Source organism: Micromonospora lutea (genome assembly GCF_016863535.1).
Taxonomy (GTDB): domain Bacteria; phylum Actinomycetota; class Actinomycetes; order Mycobacteriales; family Micromonosporaceae; genus Micromonospora; species Micromonospora lutea.
Window position 1 is genome coordinate 17805 of the sequence record NZ_BOPB01000038.1, and the last position, 22459, is coordinate 40263.

The following is a 22459-nucleotide window of genomic DNA, read 5'->3' on the forward strand; positions in this document are numbered from 1 at the left end:
GGGATCCACGACTGATGGCCGGCCGGGCACCGGACGGGCCGGGCTTGCTGCGCAACTTCGTCGGCGGCGAGTTCGTCGACGCCGGAACCCGGTTCACCAAACGCAGCCCGGTGACCGGCGAGCCGGTTTTCGAGGTCGTCGAGGCTGACCGATCTACTGTGGACGACGCGGTGGCGGCGGCGCGGACGGCGTTGCGGGGCCCGTGGGGCCGGGCAGGGGAGCGGGAGCGCGCCGAGGTGCTGCGCCGGGTCGCCGACGAGTTGGAGCGCCGCTTCGACGACCTGGTGGCCGCCGAGGTCGCCGACACCGGCAAGGCCATCTCGCAGGCTCGTACCCTGGACATCCCGCGTGGCGCGGCGAACTTCCGGGCCTTCGCGGAGATCGTGGCGACCACGCCGACCGAGTCGTTCACCACGGTCACGCCGACCGGTGGTCGGGCGCTCAACTACGCGGTGCGCAAGCCGGTGGGTGTGGTCGCGGTGATCGTCCCGTGGAACCTGCCGCTGCTGCTGCTCACCTGGAAGGTCGCCCCCGCCCTGGCCTGCGGTAACGCGGTGGTGGTCAAGCCGAGCGAGGAGACGCCGGCATCGGCCACGCTGCTCGCCGAGGTGATGGCGGCGGCCGGGGTGCCGGACGGCGTGTTCAACCTGGTGCACGGCTTCGGGCCCGGCTCGGCCGGCGAGTTCCTCACCCGCCACCCGGGCGTCGACGCGATCACCTTCACCGGTGAGTCGGCCACCGGCGGCGCCATCATGCGGGCTGCTGCCGACGGGGTGAAGGCGGTCAGCTTCGAGCTGGGTGGCAAGAACGCCGGGCTGGTCTTCGCCGACGCCGATCTGGACGCGGCGGTGGCCGGTTCGGTGCGGTCGAGTTTCACCAACGGTGGGCAGGTCTGCCTCTGCACCGAACGGATCTACGTGCAGCGACCGGTTTTCGAGGAGTTCACCGCGCGGCTGGCCGAGCGCGCTGGCGAGCTGGCGTACGGCTGGCCGGCCGATGCGGCGACGGTGAACATGCCGCTGATCTCGCACGGCCATCGGGACAAGGTGCTCGGGCACTACGACCTGGCGCGGGCCGAGGGCGCGCGGGTGCTCGTGGGCGGTGGAGTGCCACGGTTCGACGACGCCCGAGACGGTGGCGCGTACGTGCAGCCGACGGTGCTGACCGGGCTCGGACCGGAGGCGCGGACCAACCGCGAGGAGATCTTCGGTCCAGTGGTGCACGTAGCGCCGTTCGACGACGAGGACGAGGCGTACGCCCTGGCCAATGGCACCGAGTACGGCCTGGCGGCGACGGTCTGGACCCGTGATGTGGGTCGCGCGCACCGGGCCGGTGCCCGGTTGGACGCCGGCATCGTCTGGGTCAACACCTGGTTCCTGCGTGACCTGCGCACCCCGTTCGGTGGGGTGAAGGCCTCCGGTATCGGGCGGGAGGGCGGCGTGCACTCGTTGGATTTCTACTCCGAACTGACGAACGTCTGCGTGGATCTGTCATGAGCGAGCGTTGCGATGTTGAGGTGGCGGCCCGGGAACTTTCCGAGGCTCGGGCGAGCGGGAAGCCCTGTCCGCCGTTGCGTGGACGGTTGCTTCCGGAGGGGGACGTCGAGGCCGCGTACCGGGTGCAGCAGCGCCAGGTGGGCGAGTGGCTGGCGTCGGGGCAGCGCCGGGTGGGCGCGAAGATCGGGTTGACCTCCCGGGTGGTCCAGGAGAGCTTAGGGGTGTACGAGCCGGACTTCGGGGTGCTCACCGACGCGATGGCGGTGCCCGACGGCGTCGAGGTGCCGATCGGCCGCCTGCTGCAACCCCGGGTGGAGGCGGAGGTGGCCTTCGTGCTCGGTGTCGACCTGCCCGACGAGCGGGTCACCACCGCTGACCTGCTGCGCGCCGTCGACCATCTGCTGCCGGCCATCGAGATCGTCGACTCGCGGGTCGTTGGCTGGGACATTTCCATTGTGGACACGGTCGCGGACAACGCCTCCAGCGGCCTGTTCGTGCTCGGCACCACGCCCCGCCGGCCGACCGAGGTCGACCTGCGGCTGTGCGGGATGGTCCTCGAACACGCCGGTGAGCCGGTGTCGGTGGGTGCCGGGGCGGCCTGCCTGGGCAATCCGTTGCACGCGCTGGCCTGGCTGGCCGGCACCATGGCCCGCGCCGGTGAACCGCTGCGCGCCGGGGACGTGGTGCTGTCCGGCGCGCTCGGCCCGATGGTGGCGGTGACCCCGGGCGCGGCGTACGAGGCCCGGATCTCCGGCCTCGGCTCGGTGCGGACCTGCTTCACGAAGGAGGGATCAGCCGGATGACGACGGGCGTGGCGGTGATCGGGTCGGGCAACATCGGCACCGACCTGATGATCAAGGTACTGCGGCTGTCGGATTCGCTGCGGATGGTGGCGATGGCCGGTATCGACCCCGCCTCCGACGGGCTGGCGAGGGCGCGACGGCTCGGCGTGGCCACCACGGCCGACGGCGTGGCGGGCCTGGTCGCGATGCCTGAGTTCGCCGACGTGGAGCTGGTCTTCGACGCCACTTCGGCCGGCGCGCACCGGCACAACGACACGGTGCTGCGCGCGCACGGACGGACCGTGATCGACCTGACGCCGGCGGCGATCGGCCCGTACGTCGTGCCGCCGGTCAATCTGGAAGAGCACCTGGGCGAGACCAACCTCAACATGGTCACCTGCGGTGGGCAGGCGACGGTGCCGATCGTCGCCGCGGTACGGCGGGTGACGCCGGTGGCGTACGGGGAGATCGTCGCGTCGATCGCCTCGCGGTCGGCCGGTCCGGGCACCCGGGCCAACATCGACGAGTTCACCGAGACCACGGCCCGAGCGATCGAGGTGGTCGGCGGTGCCGACCGAGGCAAGGCGATCATCGTGCTCAATCCGGCCGATCCGCCGCTGCTGATGCGTGACACCGTCTACTGCCTCTGCCCCGACCTGGACGCCGACCGCGCGGCCATCGCCGCCTCCGTCGCCGACATGGTGACCACCGTGCAGGAGTACGTGCCCGGCTACCGGCTCAAGCAGGACGTGCAGTTCGACCCCGTCGACGCCTACGTGCCGTCGCTGGGGCGGCAACTCACCGGGTTGCAGGTCTCGGTCTTCCTGGAGGTCTCCGGCGCCGGGCACTACCTGCCCGCGTACGCCGGGAACCTGGACATCATGACCTCGGCCGCGCTGCGTACCGCGCAGCGGCTGGTCGCCCTGCGGAAGGTGGTTGCCGGGGTGGGCGCTCCGAGCGCAGCGGAGCCTGCGATCGCGGACGACGGGAGGCACCGGTGACGGAGCTGTACATCCAGGATGTGACGTTGCGTGACGGGATGCACGCCATCGCGCACCGCTACACCGTCGACCAGGTCCGCACCATCGCCGCCGCGCTCGACACCGCCGGGGTCGCCGCGATCGAGGTCGCCCACGGTGACGGGCTGGCCGGGTCGAGCGTCAACTACGGCCACGGCGCGGCCAGCGACGCCGACTGGATCGCGGCGGCGGCCGAGGTGATGACCAGGGCGAAGCTGACCACCCTGCTGCTGCCCGGCATCGGCACCATCGCCGACCTGAAGGCCGCCCGGGCGCTCGGGGTGAGCAGCGTCCGGATCGCCACCCACTGCACCGAGGCCGACATCTCCGCCCAGCACATCTCCTGGGCCCGGGAGAACGGCATGGACGTGGCCGGCTTCCTGATGATGTCGCACATGAACGACCCGGCCGGGCTGGCCGCGCAGGCCAAGCTGATGGAGTCCTACGGGGCGCACTGCGTCTACGTCACCGACTCCGGCGGCCGGCTGCTGATGTCCGACGTCGCGCAGCGCGTCGACGCGTACCGGCAGGTCCTCGAACCGACCACCCAGATCGGCATCCACGCCCACCACAACCTCTCCCTCGGGGTGGCCAACAGCGTGATCGCCGTCGAACACGGCCGGATCGCCGGTACCGGCCCGGTCGGGTCGCCGGCCGGCCGGACGGTCCGGGTGGACGCCTCCCTCGCCGGCATGGGGGCCGGCGCCGGCAACGCGCCCCTGGAGGTCTTCGTCGCGGTCGCCGAACTGCACGGCTGGCAACACGGCTGCGACGTCTTCGCGCTGATGGACGCCGCCGACGACCTCGTCCGTCCATTGCAGGACCGGCCCGTCCAGGTCGACCGGGAGACCCTCTCCCTGGGGTACGCGGGGGTCTACTCCAGCTTCCTGCGCCACGCCGAACGGGCCTCGGCGCGCTACGGCGTGGACGTCCGTTCGATCCTGGTGGAACTGGGCCGACGCCGGATGGTCGGCGGGCAGGAAGACATGATCGTCGACGTGGCGCTGGACCTGGCTGGCAAGGAGAACTCATGATCGGGCCGGACATCGCGGGGATCGCCGAGACGCTCGGCAGAGCCGCCGACACCGCGACCGCGATCGCTCAACTCGCCGCCGAGACCGGGTTGGACGTCGACGCCGCGTACGCGGTGCAGACGGCCCTGGTGCAGCGCCGGCTGGACCGGGGGGAGCGGCTCGTCGGGTTGAAGATGGGCCTGACCAGCAAGGCGAAGATGGCCCAGGTCGGGGTGGACGAGGTGATCTGGGGTCGGCTCACCGACGTGATGCGGATCCCCGACGGCGGCACGATCGACGTGGCCGACTTCATCCACCCCCGGGTCGAGCCGGAGGTGGCGTTTCTGCTGGACCGGCTTCCCGAGCCGGGTGAGCCGGTCGGTGACTTCACCGACGCGGTGCGGGCGGTCGCTCCGGCGATCGAGCTGATCGACTCCCGGTACGCGAACTTCACCTTCTCCCTGCCGGACGTCATCGCCGACAACACCTCGGCCGGTGCCTTCGTGATCGGGCCGTGGTCGCCGGTGCCGGACGGGCTGGACAACCTGGGCGTGCTGCTGGAGATCGACGGACGCCCGACGCAGGTGGGCTCGACGGCGGCCATCCTCGGTGACCCGCGCCGGGCGCTCGACGAGGGCATTCGGCTGGCGGGGCGGCACGGGGTGCGGCTGCGCGAGGGCTGGGTCTTCCTGGCCGGCGCGGCGACGGCTGCTGTTCCGTTGCGTGCTGGCGCTCATGTGCGTGCGGTTGTCGAGAAGCTCGGTACGGCTTCGTTGCGGAGTTCGTCGTGAGTTGGGGCGAGGGTTCCGGGCAGCCCAACCGGCTCCGGGCGGTCAGGCTTGATCCCTGCGCCGGTCGGGCTGCCCGGAACCCCGACGTGGTCGGGGTTCGTGCGCCGCTGCGAGGTGGGTGTCATGGGTGACGGGGCTCGGGTGGTGGCGGGGAAGGCGGTTCCTCGGGGGGCGTTTCCGCACGTCAAGGTGGCGGGTGGGTTCGTCTTCGTGTCCGGTACGTCGTCTCGGCGACCGGACAACACGTTCGCGGGCGTGTCGGTGGACGAGTTCGGCACGACCGATCTGGACATCCGGGCTCAGACGCGAGCGGTGATCGAGAACATCGCGGACCTGCTGCGGTCGGTCGGTGCCGAGCTGACCGACCTGGTCCAGGTGACCACCTACCTGGTCAACATGAATGACTTCGGTGGCTACAACGAGGTGTGGGCGGAGTTCTTCGACGCGACCGGGCCGACCCGGACGACCGTCGCCGTGCACCAGTTGCCGCATCCGCACCTGCTGATCGAGATGCAGGCCGTCGCCCTGCTCCCAGAAGGAGGCCAGTCATGAGTGAGATCGCCGAGCCGTTCAGCTTCCCCGGGTGGATTGCGGAGAACCAGCACCTGCTCAAGCCGCCGGTGGGCAACAAGGAGATGCTGCCCGGCTCCGAGGACTTCATCGTGATGGTGGTCGGTGGGCCGAACCAGCGGACCGACTTCCACGTCGACCCGTACGAGGAGTTCTTCTACCAGGTCAAGGGCAACATGCACATCAACCTGATGCTTCCGGACGGTCCGCGTACGGTGCACGTGCGCGAGGGGCAGATGTGGATGTTGCCACGGAACACGCCGCACTCGCCGCAGCGGCCGGAGGCCGGCTCCATCGGGATGGTGATCGAGCGGGTACGCGAGGAGGGGACGCTGGAGAAGTTCCAGTGGTACTGCCTCGAGTGCTCGCACAAGGTGCACGAGGTCGAGTTGCAGGTGCGCGACATCGCCGCCGACCTGCCCCCGGTCTTCGCGGCGTTCTACGCCGACGAGTCGGCGCGTACCTGCGACAACTGCGGCACCCTGCACCCGGGTAAGGGCTGATGGCCGGTCCAACGCCGTCGGTGTCGCCGGTGGTGGACGTGCACACGCACGTCGTACCGAAGGGATGGCCGGACCTGACCGTGGCGTGCGGCGGGTCCGGTTGGCCCTGGCTCCGGATCGACTCGGAACGCGCCGCCATGATCATGGTTGGGGAGACGGAGTTCCGCCCGGTCGGCGCGGAGTGCTGGGACGCCGACACCCGGCTGGCCGACATGGCGGCCGACGGGGTCGATGTGCAGGTGATCTCTCCCACGCCGGTCTTCTTCTGTTATGACCGTCCCGCCGAGCAGGCGGTGAAGGTGGCCCGGATCTTCAACGACCTGACTCTGGAGATCGCCGCCGCCGGTGGAGGCCGGCTGCTGCCGTTCTGCCAGGTGCCGTTGCAGGACCCGGACGCGGCCTGCGCCGAGGTGGACCGCTGCCTGAGGGCCGGTCACGTCGGCGTGGAGATCGGTAACCACGTCGGCGAGCGGGATCTTGACGACGCCGGCATCGTGACGTTCCTGACCCACTGCGCCGAGGTCGGCGCGCCGGTCTTCGTCCACCCCTGGGACATGGCCGGCGGTCCCCGGCTGGACCGCTGGATGGCCCGGTGGCTCACCGGGATGCCCGCCGAGACCCACCTGTCGGTGCTGGCGATGATCCTCGGCGGGGTGTTCGACCGGGTGCCGGAAACGTTGCGGATCTGCTTCGCCCACGGTGGCGGCAGCTTCCCCTTCTGGCTGGGGCGCGCCGACAACGCCTGGCACCGCCGGGGCGACCTGGTACGCGGTGCGTCCGCCGCCCCGCCCAGCTCCTACGTCGACCGGTTCTACGTCGACTCGGTGGTCTTCTCGGCTCCGGCGCTGCGCCTGCTCGTCGACACCATGGGCGCCGATCGGGTGCTGATGGGCAGCGACTACCCGTACCCCCTGGGTGAACGCCCGGCCGGCGCGGTGGTCCACCAGGCCGACTTCCTCACCGACGCCCAGCGCGCCAATCTGCTCTCCACCAACGCCCTCCGCTTCCTCGACCGAGCTGCTTGAGCGGGGGCCACCACCGAGCCGCCAGCCCGGTAGATCTCATGGTGGCCGCCTCGGCCGCTGAAAACGCGGCCACCGTTCTCCACTACGACCGGGGATTCGACCTGTTGGCGGAGGTGGGTGGACCACGCTCGGAGTGGGTCTCGCCGCCGGGAACTCTTTCCTGAGCCGGTGACACTCGTGTCGGGAGGCGGCGGGTGGCCGGAGCGGGCAGGATGGCGGCATGGCCGAGCCGCACGACCTGACCGCGCTGGAACAGGCTGCCGCGATCGCCAATGGCGAGTTGTCGAGCCTGGACCTGGTCGAGCATCACCTGCGGCGGGTCGACGCGCTCGGCGACACCGTCGGTGCCTTCGTCACCGTCACCGCGGAGCTGGCGCGTGACGCCGCCCGCGCCGCCGACGCGGTGCCGGCGGATCAGCGTGGGCCACTGCACGGGGTACCGACCGCGATCAAGGATCTGACGCTGACGGCCGGTGTCCGCACCACCTTCGGTTCGGCGGCCTTCGCTGACTTCGTGCCGCCCGTCGACGCCGACGTGGTGCGCTTCATGCGGGCTGCGGGCCTGGTCAGCCTCGGCAAGACCACCACCTCGGAGCTGGGCTGCTCGCTGTACTCGGAGACCCTGGTGGCACCGCCGGCCCGCAATCCGTGGGCGTTGGCCAACACCGCCGGTGGGTCGAGCGGCGGCGCGGCGGCGGCCGTGGCGGCGGGCCTGGTGCCGGTGGCGCAGGGCTCCGACGGCGGTGGTTCCCTGCGGATCCCCGCGTCGCTGTGCGGGCTGATCGGGTACAAGCCCAGCCGTGGCCTCGTCTCCGGTGGCCCGCTCGGCTTCGGCGCCTTCGGCCTGCCGACCAGCGGTCCGCTCGGGCGGACCGTCTCCGACGTGGCCGCGCTGCTGGACGTGCTGGCCGAACCGGTGCCGGGCGAGCCCTACCTGCCGCCGCCACCGCCGCCCGGCGGCTACCTTGCCGCCGCCCGCGCCGCCTCGCCCGGCCGGTTGCGGGTCGGCCGGTTCACCACTCCGATGCTCGCCGACGAACCGGTCCACCCGGACTGCGTCGCCGCGGTGGACCGGGCCGCCGCGCTGCTCGCCGCCGCCGGGCACGAGGTGGTCGAGGTGCCGTCGCCGCTCGGCCCGCAGGTCTGGCCGCTGTTCGAGATCGTCTGGTACGTCCTCGCGCTCGCCCCGGTGCCGCCGCAACGGGAGTCCGAGCTGCTGCCACTGACCCGTCACCTGCGGACTCAGGCCGCCGGCATCTCCGCCGGCACCCTCACCGCGACCCTCAGCGAGATCCAGGCACAGGTACGCCTCGGTGTCCGCCGGACCGCCGGCTGCGACCTGCTGCTCTGTCCGACCCTGGCGGCCCCGCAGGCACCGATCGGTTGGTTCACCCAGGGACGCACTCCGGCGGAGGACTTCGACCGGCAACGCCGCTTCTCGCCGTACTGCGCGGTGTTCAACGTCACCGGCCAGCCATCCGTTTCGTTGCCGGTCGGGGTGACCGCCGAAGGGCTGCCGGTCGGCGTACTGCTCACCGGTCACTACGGTGACGATGCGAGACTGATCGCGACCGCTGCGCAACTGGAAGCCTCCAGTGGCGGGTGGGATCGGCACCCCGCGGTCTGGCGGAGCGTCGGCTCCGCTAACGTGAATGACAGCGGGGTCGGGAGGTCACCGTCGTGATCCGCCACCCGATCCGATCGAAGGTCTCTCTTTCCGCCTGGGGGCGTTGGGATTGTCTGTAACCGACACGTTGCTGGTCTTCGTCGGCATCCCGGCAGCCATCGTGCTGGTGATCACCGGCCTCGTCTACGCGGGCAGCCAGGGTGGTGGTGGCGGTGCCAAGCGCTACCGGCCGGGCCGGCCGTTCAGCTTCACTCCGGTGTGGTTCCTCGGCCGCCCGGAGGAGCTGGCCGACTCCGCGGGCACCGCGCTGTCGGTGGGGGCACAGGCGCCCGCGCTGACCAGCCGCACGCAGGACCAGACCGGCGTCGAGGCGCCGGCCGGTGGAACCGGAGGCGCAAGTGACCGTTGGTGAGAAGCAGCACGAGGCCGGGACGGAAACCCCGCCCGACGTGCTCGACGGGCCGTTCTCGACCCGCCAGCTGTTGCGCATCGACGAGGCGCTGCGCCTCGCCGACCGCTCCACCGGCCTGGTCTTCTCCGTCTTCGTGGGTGGCCTCGACGAGCCGATCCGGGAGCACGCCGAGCGGCTGCACCGGCAGCTCGCCGAGCCCGACCGGTCGGTGCTCATCGCGATCTCGCCCAACCAGCGGCAGCTGGAGATCGTCACCGGTCGGTACGCCCGCAAGCGCGTCCCGGACACGTACGCCAAGATCGCCGCACTGTCGATGGTGGCGTCGTTCGGCGGCGGCGACCTTGCCGGCGGCATCATCCAGGGCCTCGACCAGCTCTCCCGCTACGCCGGCAAGGGCTGAAGCCCGACCCCTGCGACGTAAGAGCCCGGCGCGCGCCTCGCGCGGCCGGGCTTTTCCGTGACCGGGATCCTGCGCCCGGTCGCACCGTGTCCAGGTGGACGGATCGAGCCCCCGGCCATGGCTCCGTCACCTAACCGACGAAGCCGGCGCGGACTCCCACCCACGCCGGCTCCAGGTCCGCGTCGATCAGGCCGTCCGGGCGTCGCAGGCCTGCGCGGCGAGCGCGCGGACCACGCCGTCGCGGCCCTCGGCGACCAGTCGCCGCAGCGGCCCCGGGTGACCCTCCTGCGCCAGCCAGGCATCGGTGGCTTCGACGGTCTCCTCCGCCACCAGGTACGCCGGGTACATGAGCATGGCGAACTCCTGCGCCGGCTCGCTGTCCCGGGTTGCCCAGACCTGGCCCACCGCGGCGAAGTACCGGTCCCGGAACGGCGTGACCAGTTCCACCTGCGTGGGGTGGCTGAAGCCCTGCAACAGCGCCCGGTGTCGCCAGTTCGGCAGCGCCTCCGGGCCGGTCAACTGCGCCCAGACGGCGGCCTTGTTGGCCTCGGTCGGCACCAGCGCGTGCGCGAAGGCAGCCTCCCGCTCACCACTGGAGGTCTTGTCCCGGGCCAGCTCCGCCTCGATCTCCGCCGTCCCAGCCACGCCGTTGGCCACCAGGGCCTGCAGCACGCTCCACCGCAGCTCGGTGTCGATGGTCAAGCCCGGAGTCACCTGGGTGCCCTCCAGCCAGCCGCGCAGCACCGCCAGGTCCTCGCCGGACCGGGCCGCCGAGACGTACGCCCGGGCCCAGGCCAGCTGGAAACCGCTGCCCGGTTCGGCCGCGGCGAGCGCCGCCTTCGCGGAGCGGGCCAGGTCGGCCCAGCCGGTCGGCGCCCAGTCCGGGTCGGCGTAGAAGGTCAGCGCGCTGCTGACCTGGCGCAGCGTCGCGGTCACCACGTTGATGTCCGTCTCCGCCGGCAGCCCGGCCAGCACCAGGGCGACGTAGTCGCGGGTGGCCAGTTCGGCGTCCCGGGTCATGTCCCAGGCGGCGGTCCAGCACAGCGCCCGCGCCAGTGACGACTCGAAGCCGGCGATGTGCTGCACCACCGTCGCCATCGACCGCTCGTCCAACCGAAGCTTGGTGTAGCTGAGGTCGTCGTCGTTGAGCAGCAGCACGTCGGCGGCGGGCACACCGCTGAGCTCGGTGAGCTCGGTCAGTTCGCCGTCGACGTCGACCTCGTACCGCTCGCGGCGTACCAACCGACCGTCGCGAAGGTCGTAGAGACCCACCCCGATCCGGTGGGTACGCAGGGTCGGGTGACCCTGCGGTGCGTCCTGACGGACCAGCACCTGCTGGTAGTTGCCGTCCGCACCGACGGTCAGCTCGGGGCGCAGCGTGTTGACCTGTGCGGTCTCCAGCCACTGCGAGGCGAACGTGGTCAACTTGCGGCCGGAGGCGGTCTCCAACTCGGCCAGCAGGTCGTCGAAGGTGGCGTTGCCCCAGGCGTGCCGGGCGAAGTAGGCGCGCAGACCGGCCAGGAACGGCTCCTCGCCCACATAGGCGACCAACTGCTTGAGCACGCTGGCGCCCTTGGCGTACGTGATGCCGTCGAAGTTGACCTCGACCGCCTCCAGGTCGGGCATCTCGCAGTAGACCGGGTGGGTGGAGGAGAGCTGGTCCTGCCGGTAGCCCCAGTTCTTCCGGATGGACAGGAAGGTCGTCCACGCCTCGGTGAACCGGGTGGCGTGCGTGTTGCACCAGTGGCTGGCCCACTCGGCGAACGACTCGTTCAGCCACAGGTCGTTCCACCAGCGCATGGTGACCAGGTTGCCGAACCACATGTGTGCCAGCTCGTGCAGGATGGTGTTCGCGCGCTGCTCGTACTCGAAGTCGGTGACCTGCGAGCGGAACAGGTAGTGCGACTCGGCGTGGGTCACGCAGCCGAAGTTTTCCATCGCGCCGGCGTTGAAGTCCGGCACCCACAGTTGGTCGTACTTGGGGAGCGGGTAACGCACCCCGAACTGCTCGTGGAAGAAGTCGAAGCCCTGCGTGGTGACCAGGTTCAGGTCGTCGGAGTCGAGGTACTGCGCCATGCTCGCCCGGCAGAAGTAGCCCAGGTCGATGCCGTCGTGGGTGTACCTGACCTCGTGGTACGGCCCGGCGCACAGCGCGGTGATGTAGGTGCTCATCCGGGCCGAGGTGGCGAAGTGCACGGTCTTGTGGCCCTCGCCGGCAGCCTCCTCGCGCTCCACCGGCATGTTGGAGATCACCTTCCAGTGCTCCGGGACGGTGGCGTGCCAGGTGTAGACGCTCTTCAGGTCCGGCTGGTCGAAGCAGGCGAAGACCCGCTGCGCGTCGGCCGTCTCGAACTGGCTGTAGAGGTAGGTCTCACCGTCAACCGGGTCGACGGACCGGTGCAGCCCCTGCCCCGAGTTGGAGAACGCGAAGTCCGCGTCGACGATCAGCGTGTTCTCGCTGGCCAGCCCGGTCAGCGTGAGCCCCTTCTCGGCCGAGAAGCCGGTCAGGTCCACCGGGCTGCCGTTGAGTGTCGCCGAGCGTACCGAGTCGGCCGCCACCTCGATGAACGTGCTGACGCCCGGCTCGGTGCAGCGAAACCGCACCTCGGTGGTCGACCGGAAGGTACGACCGTCGGCGGCGTGAACGGCACTGGTCAGGTCAAGACTGATGTCGTACCCGGTCACGTCGAGCAGGCGGGCCCGCTCGGTCGCCTCGACCTGCGTCAGGTTGCGCACTCCCGGCACTGTTCGTCTCCATCCCACTATCGCCGTCCGTCACGGCCGCATGGTCCGTCGACCGCTCGTGACGGCCGGTCCGGGCCTGAGTCTTCCATGTACGGGTAGGTAGTGGTGGGCGAGGTCACGGGTCGATCCTCGGGTCGGGGGCAGTGGAACGAAGCAAGATCGGAAGTATGCCGGTGCACCCGGCGTCACCAGTGGGAAGGGATCTCGTCGTGAACGAGCGCGTCAACGTAGACATGTGGTTCGACCCGATCTGCCCGTGGGCGTGGCTGACGTCCAGATGGCTGCTGGAGGTGGAGCGGGTCCGCCCCGTCGACGTCCGCTTCCACGTGATGAGCCTGTCGGTGCTCAACGAGGGTCGGGAACTGTCCGACGACTACCGCGAACTGATGCGGAACGGGTGGGGTCCGGTGCGGGTCTGCGTCGCCGTGCAGCAGCGGCACGGCCCGGACGCCGTGCGGGCGCTCTACACGGCCCTGGGGACGCGGATCCATCTCGGCAAGGAGCCGCTCGGACCGGAGTTGTACGTCGCCGCCCTGGCCGACGCCGGCCTGGAACCGGCGCTGGCCGAGGCGGCCGGAGACAGTGAGCTCGACACGCCCCTGCGGGCCAGCCACGAGGCTGGTATGCGGCCGGTCGGCACCGACGTCGGCACCCCGGTCATCCACGCTCCCGGGCCCGACGGCCAGCAGGTCGCCTTCTTCGGTCCGGTGGTCACCCCGGTGCCCAAGGGCGAGGGCGCCGGTCGGCTCTGGGACGGCGTCCTGCTGGTCGCTGGCACTCCTGGCTTCTTCGAACTCAAGCGCTCCCGCGACCTCGACCCCATCTTCGACTGATTCGGAGTAAGAGCGACCGGCAGTAGGGCGGTGGAGGCGAGGCGGGTCTTGGCCGAGGGTGGCAAGGCGGAGGAGGAGGCCATGCCGGTGTTGCATGGCCGACGACGACAACGCCGCCAGCCGAAGTGCCAGGGCGTGCCGCAGCCCCGCCAGCCCTATTGCCGGTCGCTCTAAGGAAGGGCACCTTGTTAACGCCTGGGGTAGAGCAAGGGTCCCCTGTTAACACGCCATCGAACGCGTACCCGGCAGCGCCGTCGCTGCCGGGCACGGCGTTACCGGTGCCTTGACGGATTCGTTTGTCCGGATGTCCGCAGCTCACCGCTCGTGGAGGTGCCTGATGGCCAAGCATCGTGCCCCGGTCGAGGATCGCTGGAGTCGTGAGGAGCGCGTCCCGACTCCGGTGGGCGGGGCGCGACGCAACGGTGCGGTGGGTGTCGCTCCGGTGCCCGCCACCTCGCGGTTGACCCCTCCCGGTCGGGAGATCCGCCGTCAGGGGCCACGCCCGACGCTGGCACACCGGCCCACCGTGACACCTGCGTCCGTCGGCCGGCATCGGCGGTGCACCGAGCCGAAGGGTTAACAAGGGACCCTTGCTCTACCCCAGGCGTTAACAAGGTGCCCTTCCTTTCACCTGGTGGGCTCGGGGTGGGTCCGGCAGCGGCGCTCGACGTGCCGCCGGTAGCGTCAACGGTCATGACGGTCGTGCACCCGATCACCCGAGCCTGGATCACCACAGGTGGTACCGGCGCCCAGAACTACGACGAGTTCGCCGACGACGCGGAGATCACCGCGATCATCGAGGCGAATCCGCACAGCGCCCTCGGCATCGAGATGCCGCACAAGGCTCCGGAGAGCCTCGGCAAATCGTTCGTCGACGCCCTGCCGGACGCGGTGAGTCGGCTCGCGGAGGCGAAGGCCGACGGCAGCTACACCCCGGCCGAACAGGTGGTGGTGCTGTACCGGATCAGCGCGCCGGGCGAAGAGGCGGCCTACGGCCTGTTCGCCATGGTCGACACCGATCAGATCTCCACCCGGGCCGACGAGCCCGGCCTGGTCATCCGCAACGAGGACGTCTTCATCGCCAAGGTGCGTGAGCGGGTCGCGCTGGCCGAGGCGCTGGGACACCTGCTCTCGCCCGTACTGCTGCTGCAGACCGGGCGCGGCGACGAGCTGCACGCGGCGCTCGCGGCGGCGACCGACGCGGCCGGTGCTCCCGCCGCCACCGACACCGACCAGGCGGGACGTACCCACGCCATCTGGTTGCTCGGTCCCGGTCCGCAGCAGGACGAGCTGACCGCCCTGGCCGGTGGCGGTGAGCTGGTCGTCGCCGACGGAAACCACCGCAGCCTGGCCGCGCAGACCGGTGGCATGTCCCGGTTCCTGGCGGTCGTCACCACGCCGGCGTCGGTGGCCATCCAGCCCTACAACCGGCTGGTCAGCGAGCTGACCAGCACCCCCGAGGAACTGCTGGAGCGGCTGGGTGCGGCCGGTGCGCGGATCACCGCCGTCGACGGTCCGGCCGAGGTCCCGGCGACCGGCGGCACCGTCGTGCTCCAGCTTGCCGATCAGGCGTACGCGGTGACGCTGCCGCACACCGGTGCCAGCCGCCTGGAGAATCTCGACCACGCCCTGGTCGAGCGGATGCTGCTGCGGGACGCCCTCGGTCTGGATCCGGGTGACAAGCGGATCACCTACGTCGGCGGTGACTACCCGGCGAGTTGGCTCGTCGGCGAGGTCCAGGCGGGTCGGGCCGAACTGGCCATCCTCATCGCGCCGGTGACCGTCGACGACTTCGTCGCGGTGAACCTGGCCCGGGAGAAGATGCCCCGCAAGAGCACCTGGTTCACCCCGAAGGCGCGTGGCGGCCTGGTGGTCGCTGAGCTGCCCGACCGGCCCTGATCCGTCGGCCCGTCCCATCCGACCCCCGCCCCGGCGGTGCGCGGTGGGGCGGGCCTGACAGACTGCGCGGTATGCGCGTCTACCTGGGATCCGATCACGCCGGTTTCGAGTTGAAGGTGCACCTGGCCAACCACCTGGCCAAGCAGGGGTACGAGGTGGTCGACATCGGCCCGCACGCCTACGACCCGGAGGATGACTACCCGGCCTTCTGCCTGCACGCCGGCACCCGAGTGGTGGCCGATCCGGGCAGTCTGGGTGTGGTCATCGGCGGCTCGGGCAACGGCGAGCAGATCGCCTCGAACAAGGTCGCCGGGGTACGGGCGGCGCTGGCGTGGAACGTCGAGACCGCCCAGCTGGGCCGGCAGCACAACGACGCCAACGTGGTCGCCGTCGGTGCCCGTCAGCACACCCTCGACGAGGCCACCGCCATCGTCGAGGCGTTCCTGACCACCTCGTTCTCGGGCAGTGACCGGCACGCTCGCCGCATCGCCCAGGTCGCCGAGTACGAGCGCACCCAGCAGCTGCCCGACCTGCCCTGATGATCACGTCTGGTCCGGGGTCGGCGGCCGGGATGATGCCCTCGACCCCGGGTCAGGTGTGGAGACGGAAGTGGGACCGTCGCGCCCCGGACACTTGGTGTCGGGCGCGGGTCAACGCCGCGGCAGATCTTCGCGGGGGCTCCAGTTCCGACGGATGATGACGACCTTGTCCGCCGCCTCGGCGAGATCCTCGTCGGTGGGTCGGGCGGCGTCGCGGGCCCGCATCGCGGCGGTGACGCTCACCTGGGACGAGCCGGAACCGACCAGTCCGCGTAGCCCTCGCTCACCCTCGTCGGCACCGCCGTTGCGCCGCCCGCGAGGCGGCTCGCCCCCGTCGTGCACCCCGGTCGTGATCGCCGCCGCCGCGCCACTCTCAACCCCACCGGCCTGCCCACCGTGGTGCCGATGCCGCCGCCGTCGCCGTTCCCCGCCATCCCCCACCCCCCAACCCTACCCCCCACCCGCCCCCACCCCCGCCTCGTGGATCATGCAGTTGTGGCAGTGGCAGAAGGTGCGAAACACCTCATACCAACGACCATTTGTGCATGATCGGCGAGGCGGCGGTGGCTAGAAGATTTCCATGGCGGAGGGGGCGCGGTGCCACGTGAAGGCGGGACTGGCGGTCGCGAGAGCGCCGGGGCGTAGCTCGCGCAGCCGGCCGGCGTCGGCCAGCGCGACCGGCGCCACGCCACCGAGGAAGAGTTCGCCGAGGCAACGTACGTCGCAGGACAGGTCGGCCGGTCCGGTCGTCGGTGTGCAGGTGGCCTCGGCCGGCCCGCCGCGCAGCCGCCACCGGCCGGTGTTCTCCGGCAGCAGAGGGTCGGTCACCTCGACGACCACATCGATGTCGGCGGCGTAGCGCCGGGCGGCGAGAGCGGCCGGCACATCCACCACCCGTACCCACAGCGCGTCGATCAGCCGGAAGTCGAGCCGGCGCGGCTCGTTCACCAACCGCAGCAGCGGCTCGTCCACCGCGGCCCGCATCCAGGCCAGCCGCCGGGTCAGGTCGAGCGAGAGCAGCATTCGCCAGATCGCCCGGTAACCGGCCGGGGTGCTCGCCACCACTTCGTCGACAGTGGTGAGGCTGTTCGGGCCGGCATCGCTCCATTCGGCCTTGGTGCGGAACAGTCCGTAGCCGTCGACCCCGTCGGGCCCCTCGTGCAGCACCACCCGCCGCTCGGTGCCACCGCCACGGTGTGCCTCGGGGTCGACCAGCACGTACCGCCACCACCGCTCGTCGCGCGCGGACCAGCCGGGACGGTCGGTGCGGACCCGGTCGTAGACCCGGGCCAGGTCGGCCTGCCGGTCGGCCGGGTGGTCCAGCCGCAGCTGGCCCTCGTCCGGCGTCGGTGCCGGTAGCCGCAGTTCGGTCGTCTCGCCGGAGACGTGGAAGCGCTGCGAGGCCAGGCCGTAGCCGAAACGCGGATAGATGCGGCCCTCGCTGGCCCAGAGCACCGCGACCGGCTCCCGGCGATCGTCGTGAATCTGACGGAGTTGGCGGTGCATCATCGCGGTGAGCAGGCCCCGCCGACGGTGGGTGGGCGCGACCCCGACCAGCGTGACGTGCGCCGCCGGCACCGCGCCGCCCGGCACACCCAGGTCCCGGGTGTACGCCGCTGCGCTAGCGACCAGGTCCGATCCGTCGCGTACCAGCAGGGCCCGTTCCGGTTCGAAGATCGCACGCTCGGCCTCGTGGGCCTCGGGCTCGACATTGTGATGGAACATGGTGCCGAGGAAGCGACCGATCTCGTCGTAGTCCTCGGCGCGGGCTGCCTCGATGGGCAGGGTGGTGGTGGTCACTGCTCGTGTCTAACCGATCTGGTGCGGGTACGGCGACCGATTTGCGGGCTGGCTACTCTCGAAGTCTCCAGCGGCGTGCGGGGGTGCCGCCGGTGACAGGGGAGGGAACAAGATGGCCGAGCAGACGCAGCCGTGGGCGGAGCGGACCGTCGAGGTGCCGCCGCAGCCCGGTAACGGCGTGCCGCCGCAGCGCGACCCGTACCGCCGTGGGGTGGCCCAGGTCGGTGCCAAGACGCCGCGTACCGAGCCGCTTCCGACGGTGGAACACTCGCCGACCGGCACCGGCTGGCCAGGCGAGCCGGTGCCGCGTCAACCGTTGAGCTGGCACGTGGCCCGGCTGAAGCGCGGTGGCGAGTGGAGCTTCGCGGGTGCGCTGTTCGCGTTCGTGTGCTGGGGGATCTGGGCGATCTCCGGCGGCGGTGACCTTGTCGGACCGATTGTGATCTTCGTGCTGAGCCTGCTGGTCGCGGCTGGATTGTTCACCCTGGCCAGACTGCTCGGCCGGGTGGTACTGGAACGGCAGCTGGGCCGGATGCGGCGCACTGCCCGGGGTGCGCACCTGGTCACGGCGGTGTTCCTGACCGGCGTCGGCGTCGCCTACCTGCAACAGACGCAATGGGTCATGGACGCCTGGAACTGGCTGACGAACTAGGTTCCTTCCCAGCCGGGCGGGCCGCCGCGTGCGGTGCGCCGAGGTACTTGTCATGGTGCCGCCGGGCGGGCCGGCCCGTCGGCCGGCCCGCCCGGGAAATGGTCGCGTGGCACCGCGACCGAGGTCGTCACTCCACCAGGACAGCGGCCTGCTTACCCAGCCCGCCGCGGTTCATCCCCGCTGGCGGGGTGTGCGTGCCCCGGTGAAGGCATACGAGCGCCCATCTCGAGAGGTGATCCTGGCCAAGATATCTTGCCGGCCACTATATTGGGCTGATGAGTTCCGGGGCGATGACCGAACCGACCTTCTTCGTCCTCACCGCGCTGCTCGACGGCCCGCGTCACGGCTACGGCATCGTCGCCGACGTGGCGGACCTGTCGCAGGGTCGGGTGCGGCTGAAAATCGGGTCACTGTACGGAGCCCTGGACCGGCTCGTCGGTGGTGGCCTGATCGAGCTGGACCGCGAGGAGGCCTGGCAGGGTCGGCTGCGCCGGTACTACCGGCTGACCGAACGGGGACGCCACGCCCTCGACGCGGAGGCGCGACGGCTGGCCGCCAACGCCCGGCTCGCCTCGACCCGGCTGCGCCGACAGAGCCCGATCGAAGGGACGTCCGGATGAGCCGGCTGGAGGAGCGCTACCGCCGGGTCCTGCGGCTGCTGCCCGCCGGATACCGGCGGCAGTGGGAGGACGACATGGTCGCCGCCTTCCTGGAAACCATGCAGACCGGCGACGCCGAGACCGACGAGTACCTCGCAGACCACGGCCGCCCGAGCCTGGCGGAGGTGACGAGCATCCTGTCCCTCGCCGCCCGGTTGCGGATCGGCGGACCTGACGCACCACCGCGCACGTACGCCTGGGGACAGGGGGTCCGCCTGGCGGTGCTGGCCGGCGTGCTGACCCAGGCGGTCATGGCCACCGCCGGTCTCGGCATCACACTGTGGCTCTCCGGCGCGCTGAGCCGGCTGCCCGAGCCCGCCTCCGAATGGACTCTCGTCCCGCCCAGCAGCAGTTGGCAGGCCACCTTGAACGTCGCCGGGTACGCCTGGCTGCCGGCCTTCCTCGCCCTGGTCCTCGGGCACCGGCGGGTGGCCCAGGCCGTCGCCGCGATCGCCGTCGTGCCGCAGGGCATCGCGGTCGCCGTCGAGCAGGTCACCGGCCCGGTACCGCTGACCGTGACGCCGTGGGCGATGCTGCTGGTCGAGCTGCTGCTGCTCGTCGGGATGTCGGCCTTCCACCGCGACGCCGCCGCGGTGGCACGCCGTCCCTGGCTGCTGGCCCTGCCGGTCGGCATCCTCGCGGTTCCCGTGCCGCTGTTCGTCGCCCAGGCGACCACGTCCGCGTTTCGGCTGCTGGACTGGCCGGGCCTGTGCTGTGCGCTGGTCGTCGTCGCGATGACGGTTCACCTGGTCGTACGGGCATCCCGCCCGCCGGGGCGCACCCTGCCCTGGTCGCTGGCGCTGGTGCTGCTCGCCACGACCGCGCTCGCTCTGCGGACCGCGACCTTGCCCGACATCGGCGGCCAGGTGGAGCGCACGGCACTGCTGACGGTCGCCTCCGCGCAGGTCGTCGCCGTCCTGGCGGTCGAAGTTCCGCTTGCCGTCGTGGCGTTCCGGGCGCTGCGCCAACTACAGCCGGTGTCGGCCGCCGTGGAGCCGCATCACACCGATCCGTGACGTCGACCCACGGGAGCCGGGTCAGTCCGGCACGAAGGAGTGCGTGGTCCTCGGCGATGACAACGCGCACGGCAACTGCATGGTGACGACGGTGGGCCCACCAGGCGGGCTCGACAGCGCCATCGTGCCATCGAAGGCCGCGAGCCGGCGTTCGATACCGCGCAGGCCGGTACCGGCGGCGGATTCGGCACCGCCGACACCGTCGTCGGTCACCACGATCGTCAACCGTCCCTCGCCGTGCCGCAGCGACACCCACCCGTGGCGCGCGCGACTGTGCCGGACCACGTTCGTCAGGGTCTCGGCCACTGCGAAGTACGCCGCCGACTCCACAGGCGTGTCGAGCCGGCCGGGCAACTCGGCGTCGACCGTGATCGGCACGGGCAGGCTGAGCGCGAGTGCCCGCACCGCGCCCTCCAGACCACGTTCGGCGAGCACGGGCGGGTGGATGCCGCGCACCAGGTGCCGTAGCTCGACAAGCGCCGTACCGCTCGACTCCCGCGCCTCGGCGAGCATCCCGCGAGCTGCGGCCGGATTCCGGTCGATCAGTTCGTCCGCGAGACCGATCATCATGCCCAGCGAGACGAGCCGCGCCTGGATACCGTCGTGCAGGTCGCGCTCGATACGGCGCAGCTCGGCGGCCTGGGCGTCGACCGTGCCAGCCCGCGTCACCGTCAGTTGGGTGACGCGCAACCGGAGTTCGGCGGCCCTGGTCGGCGCGAGGAGAAGCCTGTCGAACAAGGCGTCGACGCGGCGCAGCCACGGTGCCGACCACAGGCCGATGGCGAGGATGGCGGCACCCTGCGGGACGCAGAGCAGGGCCTCACCCACCGTGTCGACGGACCAGACGGTGCCGTAGCCGTACCAGTCGGTGCCGAGCCAGATCCACAGCGGCGTCAGCGTCAGTCCCACCATCCCGTACAGCGGAATGGCCAGCGCGACCACGCCGAGGACGATTCCGACGATGGCGCCCGGCACCAGCCAGGCGAGGTCCCGCCAGGTGGCCGGGTCGGTGACGGTCCACCGGAAGCGGCGCCAACCGCCGGGCACGGCCCGCTCCGGCGGCGGATGGTACGGACGTGCCACCGGGACGCCGGCCTGGGCGGCGAGCCTCCGCTCAAGATCACTCCGCTTCCTGACCAGCGCCATCGTCCAGGGCGCCAGCGCCATGCCGACGAAGGGCACCGGCACCAGTGCCAACGCGACAATCGCCAGGACGAGGAGTGGAACGTTCGTGAGCGACAAACCGATAGCGGCTAAACCGGCCAGCACCGAGCGGGCCCCTCGGCGGACCCATGGGCCCATCCGTTCACCAGCTCCGGCCACCACCACAGGCTTATTGTGCGCACCCGGCCGCCGTTCGTCGGTGGTGCCAGCACCCCTTCGATAGAGGAGGCAAACCTCCTGACGAAGCGGTCCCGGGTGCGGTCTGCTGGAGGCATGACGACCACGACGACCGGCAGCGACTTCGCGGCCCTCTCCCGCCGGATCACCGGCGCCGGACTGATGCAGCGCCGGCCCGCCTACTACGCCGTCCGCCTGGGCGTTGTCACGCTGATGTACCTCGGCGGATGGACGGCGTTCTTCGTGATCGGCTCCTCCTGGTGGCAGATGCTCACGGCCGTGTTCCTCGCCGTCACCTTCGCCCAGGTGGCGCTCGTGGCCCACGACCTGGCGCACCGTCAGGTGTTCCGTACCAGACGCCCCAGTGAAATCGCCGGACTGCTCGCCGGGAACCTCGGCGTGGGGATGAGCTACGGCTGGTGGATGGACAAGCACACCCGCCACCACAACAATCCCAACCACGACGACCTCGACCCCGACGTGGCCCCCGAGGTGCTCATCTGGGCCGCCGAGGCAGCCGCCGGCCGGCGCGGACTCAAGGGCTTCATCACCCGGCACCAGGCCGTACTGTTCTTTCCCCTCCTCACGCTGCTCGCCGTCAGCCTCAAGGTGTCCAGCGTCAAGGCGCTGCGGGACGGCACGGTACGCCGACGCGGTGTCGAGAGCGCCCTACTGGTGCTGCATGCCGTCGGCTACCTCACGGCGCTGCTGGTGGTTCTCACGCCGCTTCAGGCCATCGCCTTCCTGCTGCTGCACCAGGCCATTTTCGGCGTCTACCTGGGCCTGACGTTCGCCCCCAACCACAAGGGCATGCCGCACCCGACCGGCGACGAGGACTTCCTGCGCAAGCAGGTACTGACCTCCCGAAACGTCCACGGCAACTGGTTGACCGACGTGGCGCTCGGCGGCCTGAACTACCAGATCGAACACCATCTGTTCCCCGGCATGCCGACGCCCAACCTGCGCAAGGCTCAACCCATCGTGCAGGCGTACTGCGCCGAGATCGGCGTGCCCTACGAACAGACCGGCCTCATCGACTCCTACCGCCAGGCACTGCGACACCTGCACGAGGTGGGCGCACCCGCCCGTGCCGAACACTCGGCACGCTGAGCCAGTCGAAGTCGTACGTGCCGGGTGGGCCCGCCCGGCACCGAACCCGGAAGCAGTGCCCGTCCACCGTCACCACGACCGTCACCCCTGCCCGTGGCCGGACCGTAGATACTCGTCGTGGAGCGGAACCGGGCCGAGGGGACCGAACCGGCAACCGATGGTCCAGGAGATTGACCCGATGGGTGTTATGCCATAACTTGTCCGGTTTCATGTCGTTCAGTCGTTGA

Annotated in this window: 22 protein-coding genes; 18 read left to right on the forward strand and 4 right to left on the reverse strand. The window is 70.9% G+C overall.

The annotated features are described in order from the left end of the window. Nucleotides 1–14: 14 nt before the first annotated feature. From Vlu01_RS26530 to Vlu01_RS26580, 11 genes are all read left to right on the forward strand, one after another. Nucleotides 15–1496 carry a 2-hydroxymuconic semialdehyde dehydrogenase gene (locus tag Vlu01_RS26530; protein WP_204004727.1) on the forward strand — a complete coding sequence of 494 codons (1482 nt, stop codon included), beginning with the start codon at nucleotides 15–17 and terminating at the stop codon, nucleotides 1494–1496. Next, complete coding sequence (locus Vlu01_RS26535) at nucleotides 1493–2299, forward strand: 2-keto-4-pentenoate hydratase (protein WP_204004650.1); 807 nt, start codon at nucleotides 1493–1495, stop codon at nucleotides 2297–2299. The genes Vlu01_RS26530 and Vlu01_RS26535 overlap by 4 nt, the downstream gene beginning before the upstream one ends. Further along, nucleotides 2296–3279, forward strand: a complete 984-nt coding sequence (locus tag Vlu01_RS26540; protein WP_204004653.1) for an acetaldehyde dehydrogenase (acetylating) — start codon at nucleotides 2296–2298, stop codon at nucleotides 3277–3279. The genes Vlu01_RS26535 and Vlu01_RS26540 overlap by 4 nt, the downstream gene beginning before the upstream one ends. Further along, nucleotides 3276–4331, forward strand: a complete 1056-nt coding sequence (gene dmpG, locus Vlu01_RS26545; protein WP_204004655.1) for a 4-hydroxy-2-oxovalerate aldolase — start codon at nucleotides 3276–3278, stop codon at nucleotides 4329–4331. Before Vlu01_RS26540 ends, dmpG begins: the two co-directional genes overlap by 4 nt. Continuing rightward, the gene (locus Vlu01_RS26550; RefSeq protein WP_204004657.1) at nucleotides 4328–5101 is read left to right on the forward strand and encodes a 2-keto-4-pentenoate hydratase; all 774 of its coding nucleotides are present in this window, start codon (nucleotides 4328–4330) and stop codon (nucleotides 5099–5101) included. The genes dmpG and Vlu01_RS26550 overlap by 4 nt, the downstream gene beginning before the upstream one ends. 123 nt (nucleotides 5102–5224) lie before the next feature. After that, nucleotides 5225–5653 (forward strand): RidA family protein, encoded by a 429-nt coding sequence (locus Vlu01_RS26555; RefSeq protein ID WP_204004660.1) that lies wholly within the window; start codon nucleotides 5225–5227, stop codon nucleotides 5651–5653. Next, complete coding sequence (locus Vlu01_RS26560; protein ID WP_204004663.1) at nucleotides 5650–6174, forward strand: 3-hydroxyanthranilate 3,4-dioxygenase; 525 nt, start codon at nucleotides 5650–5652, stop codon at nucleotides 6172–6174. The genes Vlu01_RS26555 and Vlu01_RS26560 overlap by 4 nt, the downstream gene beginning before the upstream one ends. Continuing rightward, complete coding sequence (locus tag Vlu01_RS26565; RefSeq protein WP_204004665.1) at nucleotides 6174–7199, forward strand: amidohydrolase family protein; 1026 nt, start codon at nucleotides 6174–6176, stop codon at nucleotides 7197–7199. Before Vlu01_RS26560 ends, Vlu01_RS26565 begins: the two co-directional genes overlap by 1 nt. A gap of 220 nt (nucleotides 7200–7419) precedes the next feature. Further along, nucleotides 7420–8883 (forward strand): amidase, encoded by a 1464-nt coding sequence (locus Vlu01_RS26570; protein WP_204004667.1) that lies wholly within the window; start codon nucleotides 7420–7422, stop codon nucleotides 8881–8883. Between the two features lie 46 nt (nucleotides 8884–8929). Continuing rightward, nucleotides 8930–9238 (forward strand): aa3-type cytochrome oxidase subunit CtaJ, encoded by a 309-nt coding sequence (ctaJ, locus tag Vlu01_RS26575; RefSeq protein ID WP_444543448.1) that lies wholly within the window; start codon nucleotides 8930–8932, stop codon nucleotides 9236–9238. Then, entirely contained in the window at nucleotides 9225–9638 is a 414-nt protein-coding gene (locus Vlu01_RS26580; protein WP_204004669.1) for a DUF5130 family protein, read from the forward strand. The genes ctaJ and Vlu01_RS26580 overlap by 14 nt, the downstream gene beginning before the upstream one ends. Before the next feature lie 186 nt (nucleotides 9639–9824). Here the strand turns inward: Vlu01_RS26580 and pepN are convergent, their stop codons facing one another. After that, nucleotides 9825–12374, reverse strand: coding sequence for an aminopeptidase N (gene pepN / locus Vlu01_RS26585; RefSeq protein ID WP_204004670.1), 2550 nt, complete (start codon nucleotides 12372–12374; stop codon nucleotides 9825–9827). Nucleotides 12375–12592: 218 nt separating this feature from the next. Between pepN and Vlu01_RS26590 the strand changes: the two genes are divergently transcribed. From Vlu01_RS26590 to Vlu01_RS26600, 3 genes are all read left to right on the forward strand, one after another. Then, the gene (locus tag Vlu01_RS26590) at nucleotides 12593–13216 is read left to right on the forward strand and encodes a mycothiol-dependent nitroreductase Rv2466c family protein (protein WP_204004671.1); all 624 of its coding nucleotides are present in this window, start codon (nucleotides 12593–12595) and stop codon (nucleotides 13214–13216) included. Between the two features lie 693 nt (nucleotides 13217–13909). Beyond that, nucleotides 13910–15115, forward strand: coding sequence for a DUF1015 family protein (locus Vlu01_RS26595; protein ID WP_204004672.1), 1206 nt, complete (start codon nucleotides 13910–13912; stop codon nucleotides 15113–15115). Between the two features lie 71 nt (nucleotides 15116–15186). Beyond that, nucleotides 15187–15654 carry a ribose-5-phosphate isomerase gene (locus tag Vlu01_RS26600; protein WP_204004675.1) on the forward strand — a complete coding sequence of 156 codons (468 nt, stop codon included), beginning with the start codon at nucleotides 15187–15189 and terminating at the stop codon, nucleotides 15652–15654. Between the two features lie 111 nt (nucleotides 15655–15765). Here Vlu01_RS26600 and Vlu01_RS26605 read toward each other — a convergent pair whose 3' ends face one another. Further along, nucleotides 15766–16095 carry a hypothetical protein gene (locus Vlu01_RS26605; protein WP_204004677.1) on the reverse strand — a complete coding sequence of 110 codons (330 nt, stop codon included), beginning with the start codon at nucleotides 16093–16095 and terminating at the stop codon, nucleotides 15766–15768. Nucleotides 16096–16221: 126 nt separating this feature from the next. Next, nucleotides 16222–17454 carry a GNAT family N-acetyltransferase gene (locus tag Vlu01_RS26610; RefSeq protein ID WP_204004680.1) on the reverse strand — a complete coding sequence of 411 codons (1233 nt, stop codon included), beginning with the start codon at nucleotides 17452–17454 and terminating at the stop codon, nucleotides 16222–16224. Between the two features lie 112 nt (nucleotides 17455–17566). Here Vlu01_RS26610 and Vlu01_RS26615 point away from each other — a divergent pair, with 112 nt between their 5' ends. The 3 genes from Vlu01_RS26615 (at nucleotide 17567) to Vlu01_RS26625 (ending at nucleotide 19781) form a co-directional block, all read left to right on the forward strand. Continuing rightward, on the forward strand, nucleotides 17567–18106 hold the full coding sequence (locus tag Vlu01_RS26615; RefSeq protein ID WP_204004683.1) for a hypothetical protein: 540 nt from the start codon (nucleotides 17567–17569) through the stop codon (nucleotides 18104–18106). A 275-nt stretch (nucleotides 18107–18381) separates the two neighbouring features. Then, nucleotides 18382–18726 carry a PadR family transcriptional regulator gene (locus Vlu01_RS26620; protein ID WP_239096145.1) on the forward strand — a complete coding sequence of 115 codons (345 nt, stop codon included), beginning with the start codon at nucleotides 18382–18384 and terminating at the stop codon, nucleotides 18724–18726. Next, nucleotides 18723–19781, forward strand: a complete 1059-nt coding sequence (locus tag Vlu01_RS26625; protein WP_204004686.1) for a hypothetical protein — start codon at nucleotides 18723–18725, stop codon at nucleotides 19779–19781. Before Vlu01_RS26620 ends, Vlu01_RS26625 begins: the two co-directional genes overlap by 4 nt. 21 nt (nucleotides 19782–19802) lie before the next feature. Here Vlu01_RS26625 and Vlu01_RS26630 read toward each other — a convergent pair whose 3' ends face one another. Then, nucleotides 19803–21023 (reverse strand): sensor histidine kinase, encoded by a 1221-nt coding sequence (locus Vlu01_RS26630; protein ID WP_308440988.1) that lies wholly within the window; start codon nucleotides 21021–21023, stop codon nucleotides 19803–19805. A 195-nt stretch (nucleotides 21024–21218) separates the two neighbouring features. On the opposite strand from Vlu01_RS26630, the gene Vlu01_RS26635 reads away from it, so the two are divergent. Then, nucleotides 21219–22232, forward strand: coding sequence for a fatty acid desaturase family protein (locus Vlu01_RS26635; RefSeq protein WP_204004691.1), 1014 nt, complete (start codon nucleotides 21219–21221; stop codon nucleotides 22230–22232). The last annotated feature ends 227 nt before the right edge of the window (nucleotides 22233–22459 follow it).

What these genes read in the sequence shown, in the direction of transcription:
- Vlu01_RS26620 (WP_239096145.1), top strand. Translation starts at nt 18,382, where the DNA reads ATGAGTTCCGGGGCGATGACCGAACCGACCTTCTTCGTCCTCACCGCG.
- Vlu01_RS26570 (WP_204004667.1), top strand. Translation starts at nt 7,420, where the DNA reads ATGGCCGAGCCGCACGACCTGACCGCGCTGGAACAGGCTGCCGCGATC.
- Vlu01_RS26565 (WP_204004665.1), top strand. Translation starts at nt 6,174, where the DNA reads ATGGCCGGTCCAACGCCGTCGGTGTCGCCGGTGGTGGACGTGCACACG.
- Vlu01_RS26550 (WP_204004657.1), top strand. Translation starts at nt 4,328, where the DNA reads ATGATCGGGCCGGACATCGCGGGGATCGCCGAGACGCTCGGCAGAGCC.
- Vlu01_RS26635 (WP_204004691.1), top strand. Translation starts at nt 21,219, where the DNA reads ATGACGACCACGACGACCGGCAGCGACTTCGCGGCCCTCTCCCGCCGG.
- Vlu01_RS26555 (WP_204004660.1), top strand. Translation starts at nt 5,225, where the DNA reads ATGGGTGACGGGGCTCGGGTGGTGGCGGGGAAGGCGGTTCCTCGGGGG.
- Vlu01_RS26530 (WP_204004727.1), top strand. Translation starts at nt 15, where the DNA reads ATGGCCGGCCGGGCACCGGACGGGCCGGGCTTGCTGCGCAACTTCGTC.
- Vlu01_RS26535 (WP_204004650.1), top strand. Translation starts at nt 1,493, where the DNA reads ATGAGCGAGCGTTGCGATGTTGAGGTGGCGGCCCGGGAACTTTCCGAG.
- Vlu01_RS26560 (WP_204004663.1), top strand. Translation starts at nt 5,650, where the DNA reads ATGAGTGAGATCGCCGAGCCGTTCAGCTTCCCCGGGTGGATTGCGGAG.
- Vlu01_RS26615 (WP_204004683.1), top strand. Translation starts at nt 17,567, where the DNA reads ATGGCCGAGCAGACGCAGCCGTGGGCGGAGCGGACCGTCGAGGTGCCG.
- Vlu01_RS26625 (WP_204004686.1), top strand. Translation starts at nt 18,723, where the DNA reads ATGAGCCGGCTGGAGGAGCGCTACCGCCGGGTCCTGCGGCTGCTGCCC.
- Vlu01_RS26595 (WP_204004672.1), top strand. Translation starts at nt 13,910, where the DNA reads ATGACGGTCGTGCACCCGATCACCCGAGCCTGGATCACCACAGGTGGT.
- Vlu01_RS26600 (WP_204004675.1), top strand. Translation starts at nt 15,187, where the DNA reads ATGCGCGTCTACCTGGGATCCGATCACGCCGGTTTCGAGTTGAAGGTG.
- Vlu01_RS26540 (WP_204004653.1), top strand. Translation starts at nt 2,296, where the DNA reads ATGACGACGGGCGTGGCGGTGATCGGGTCGGGCAACATCGGCACCGAC.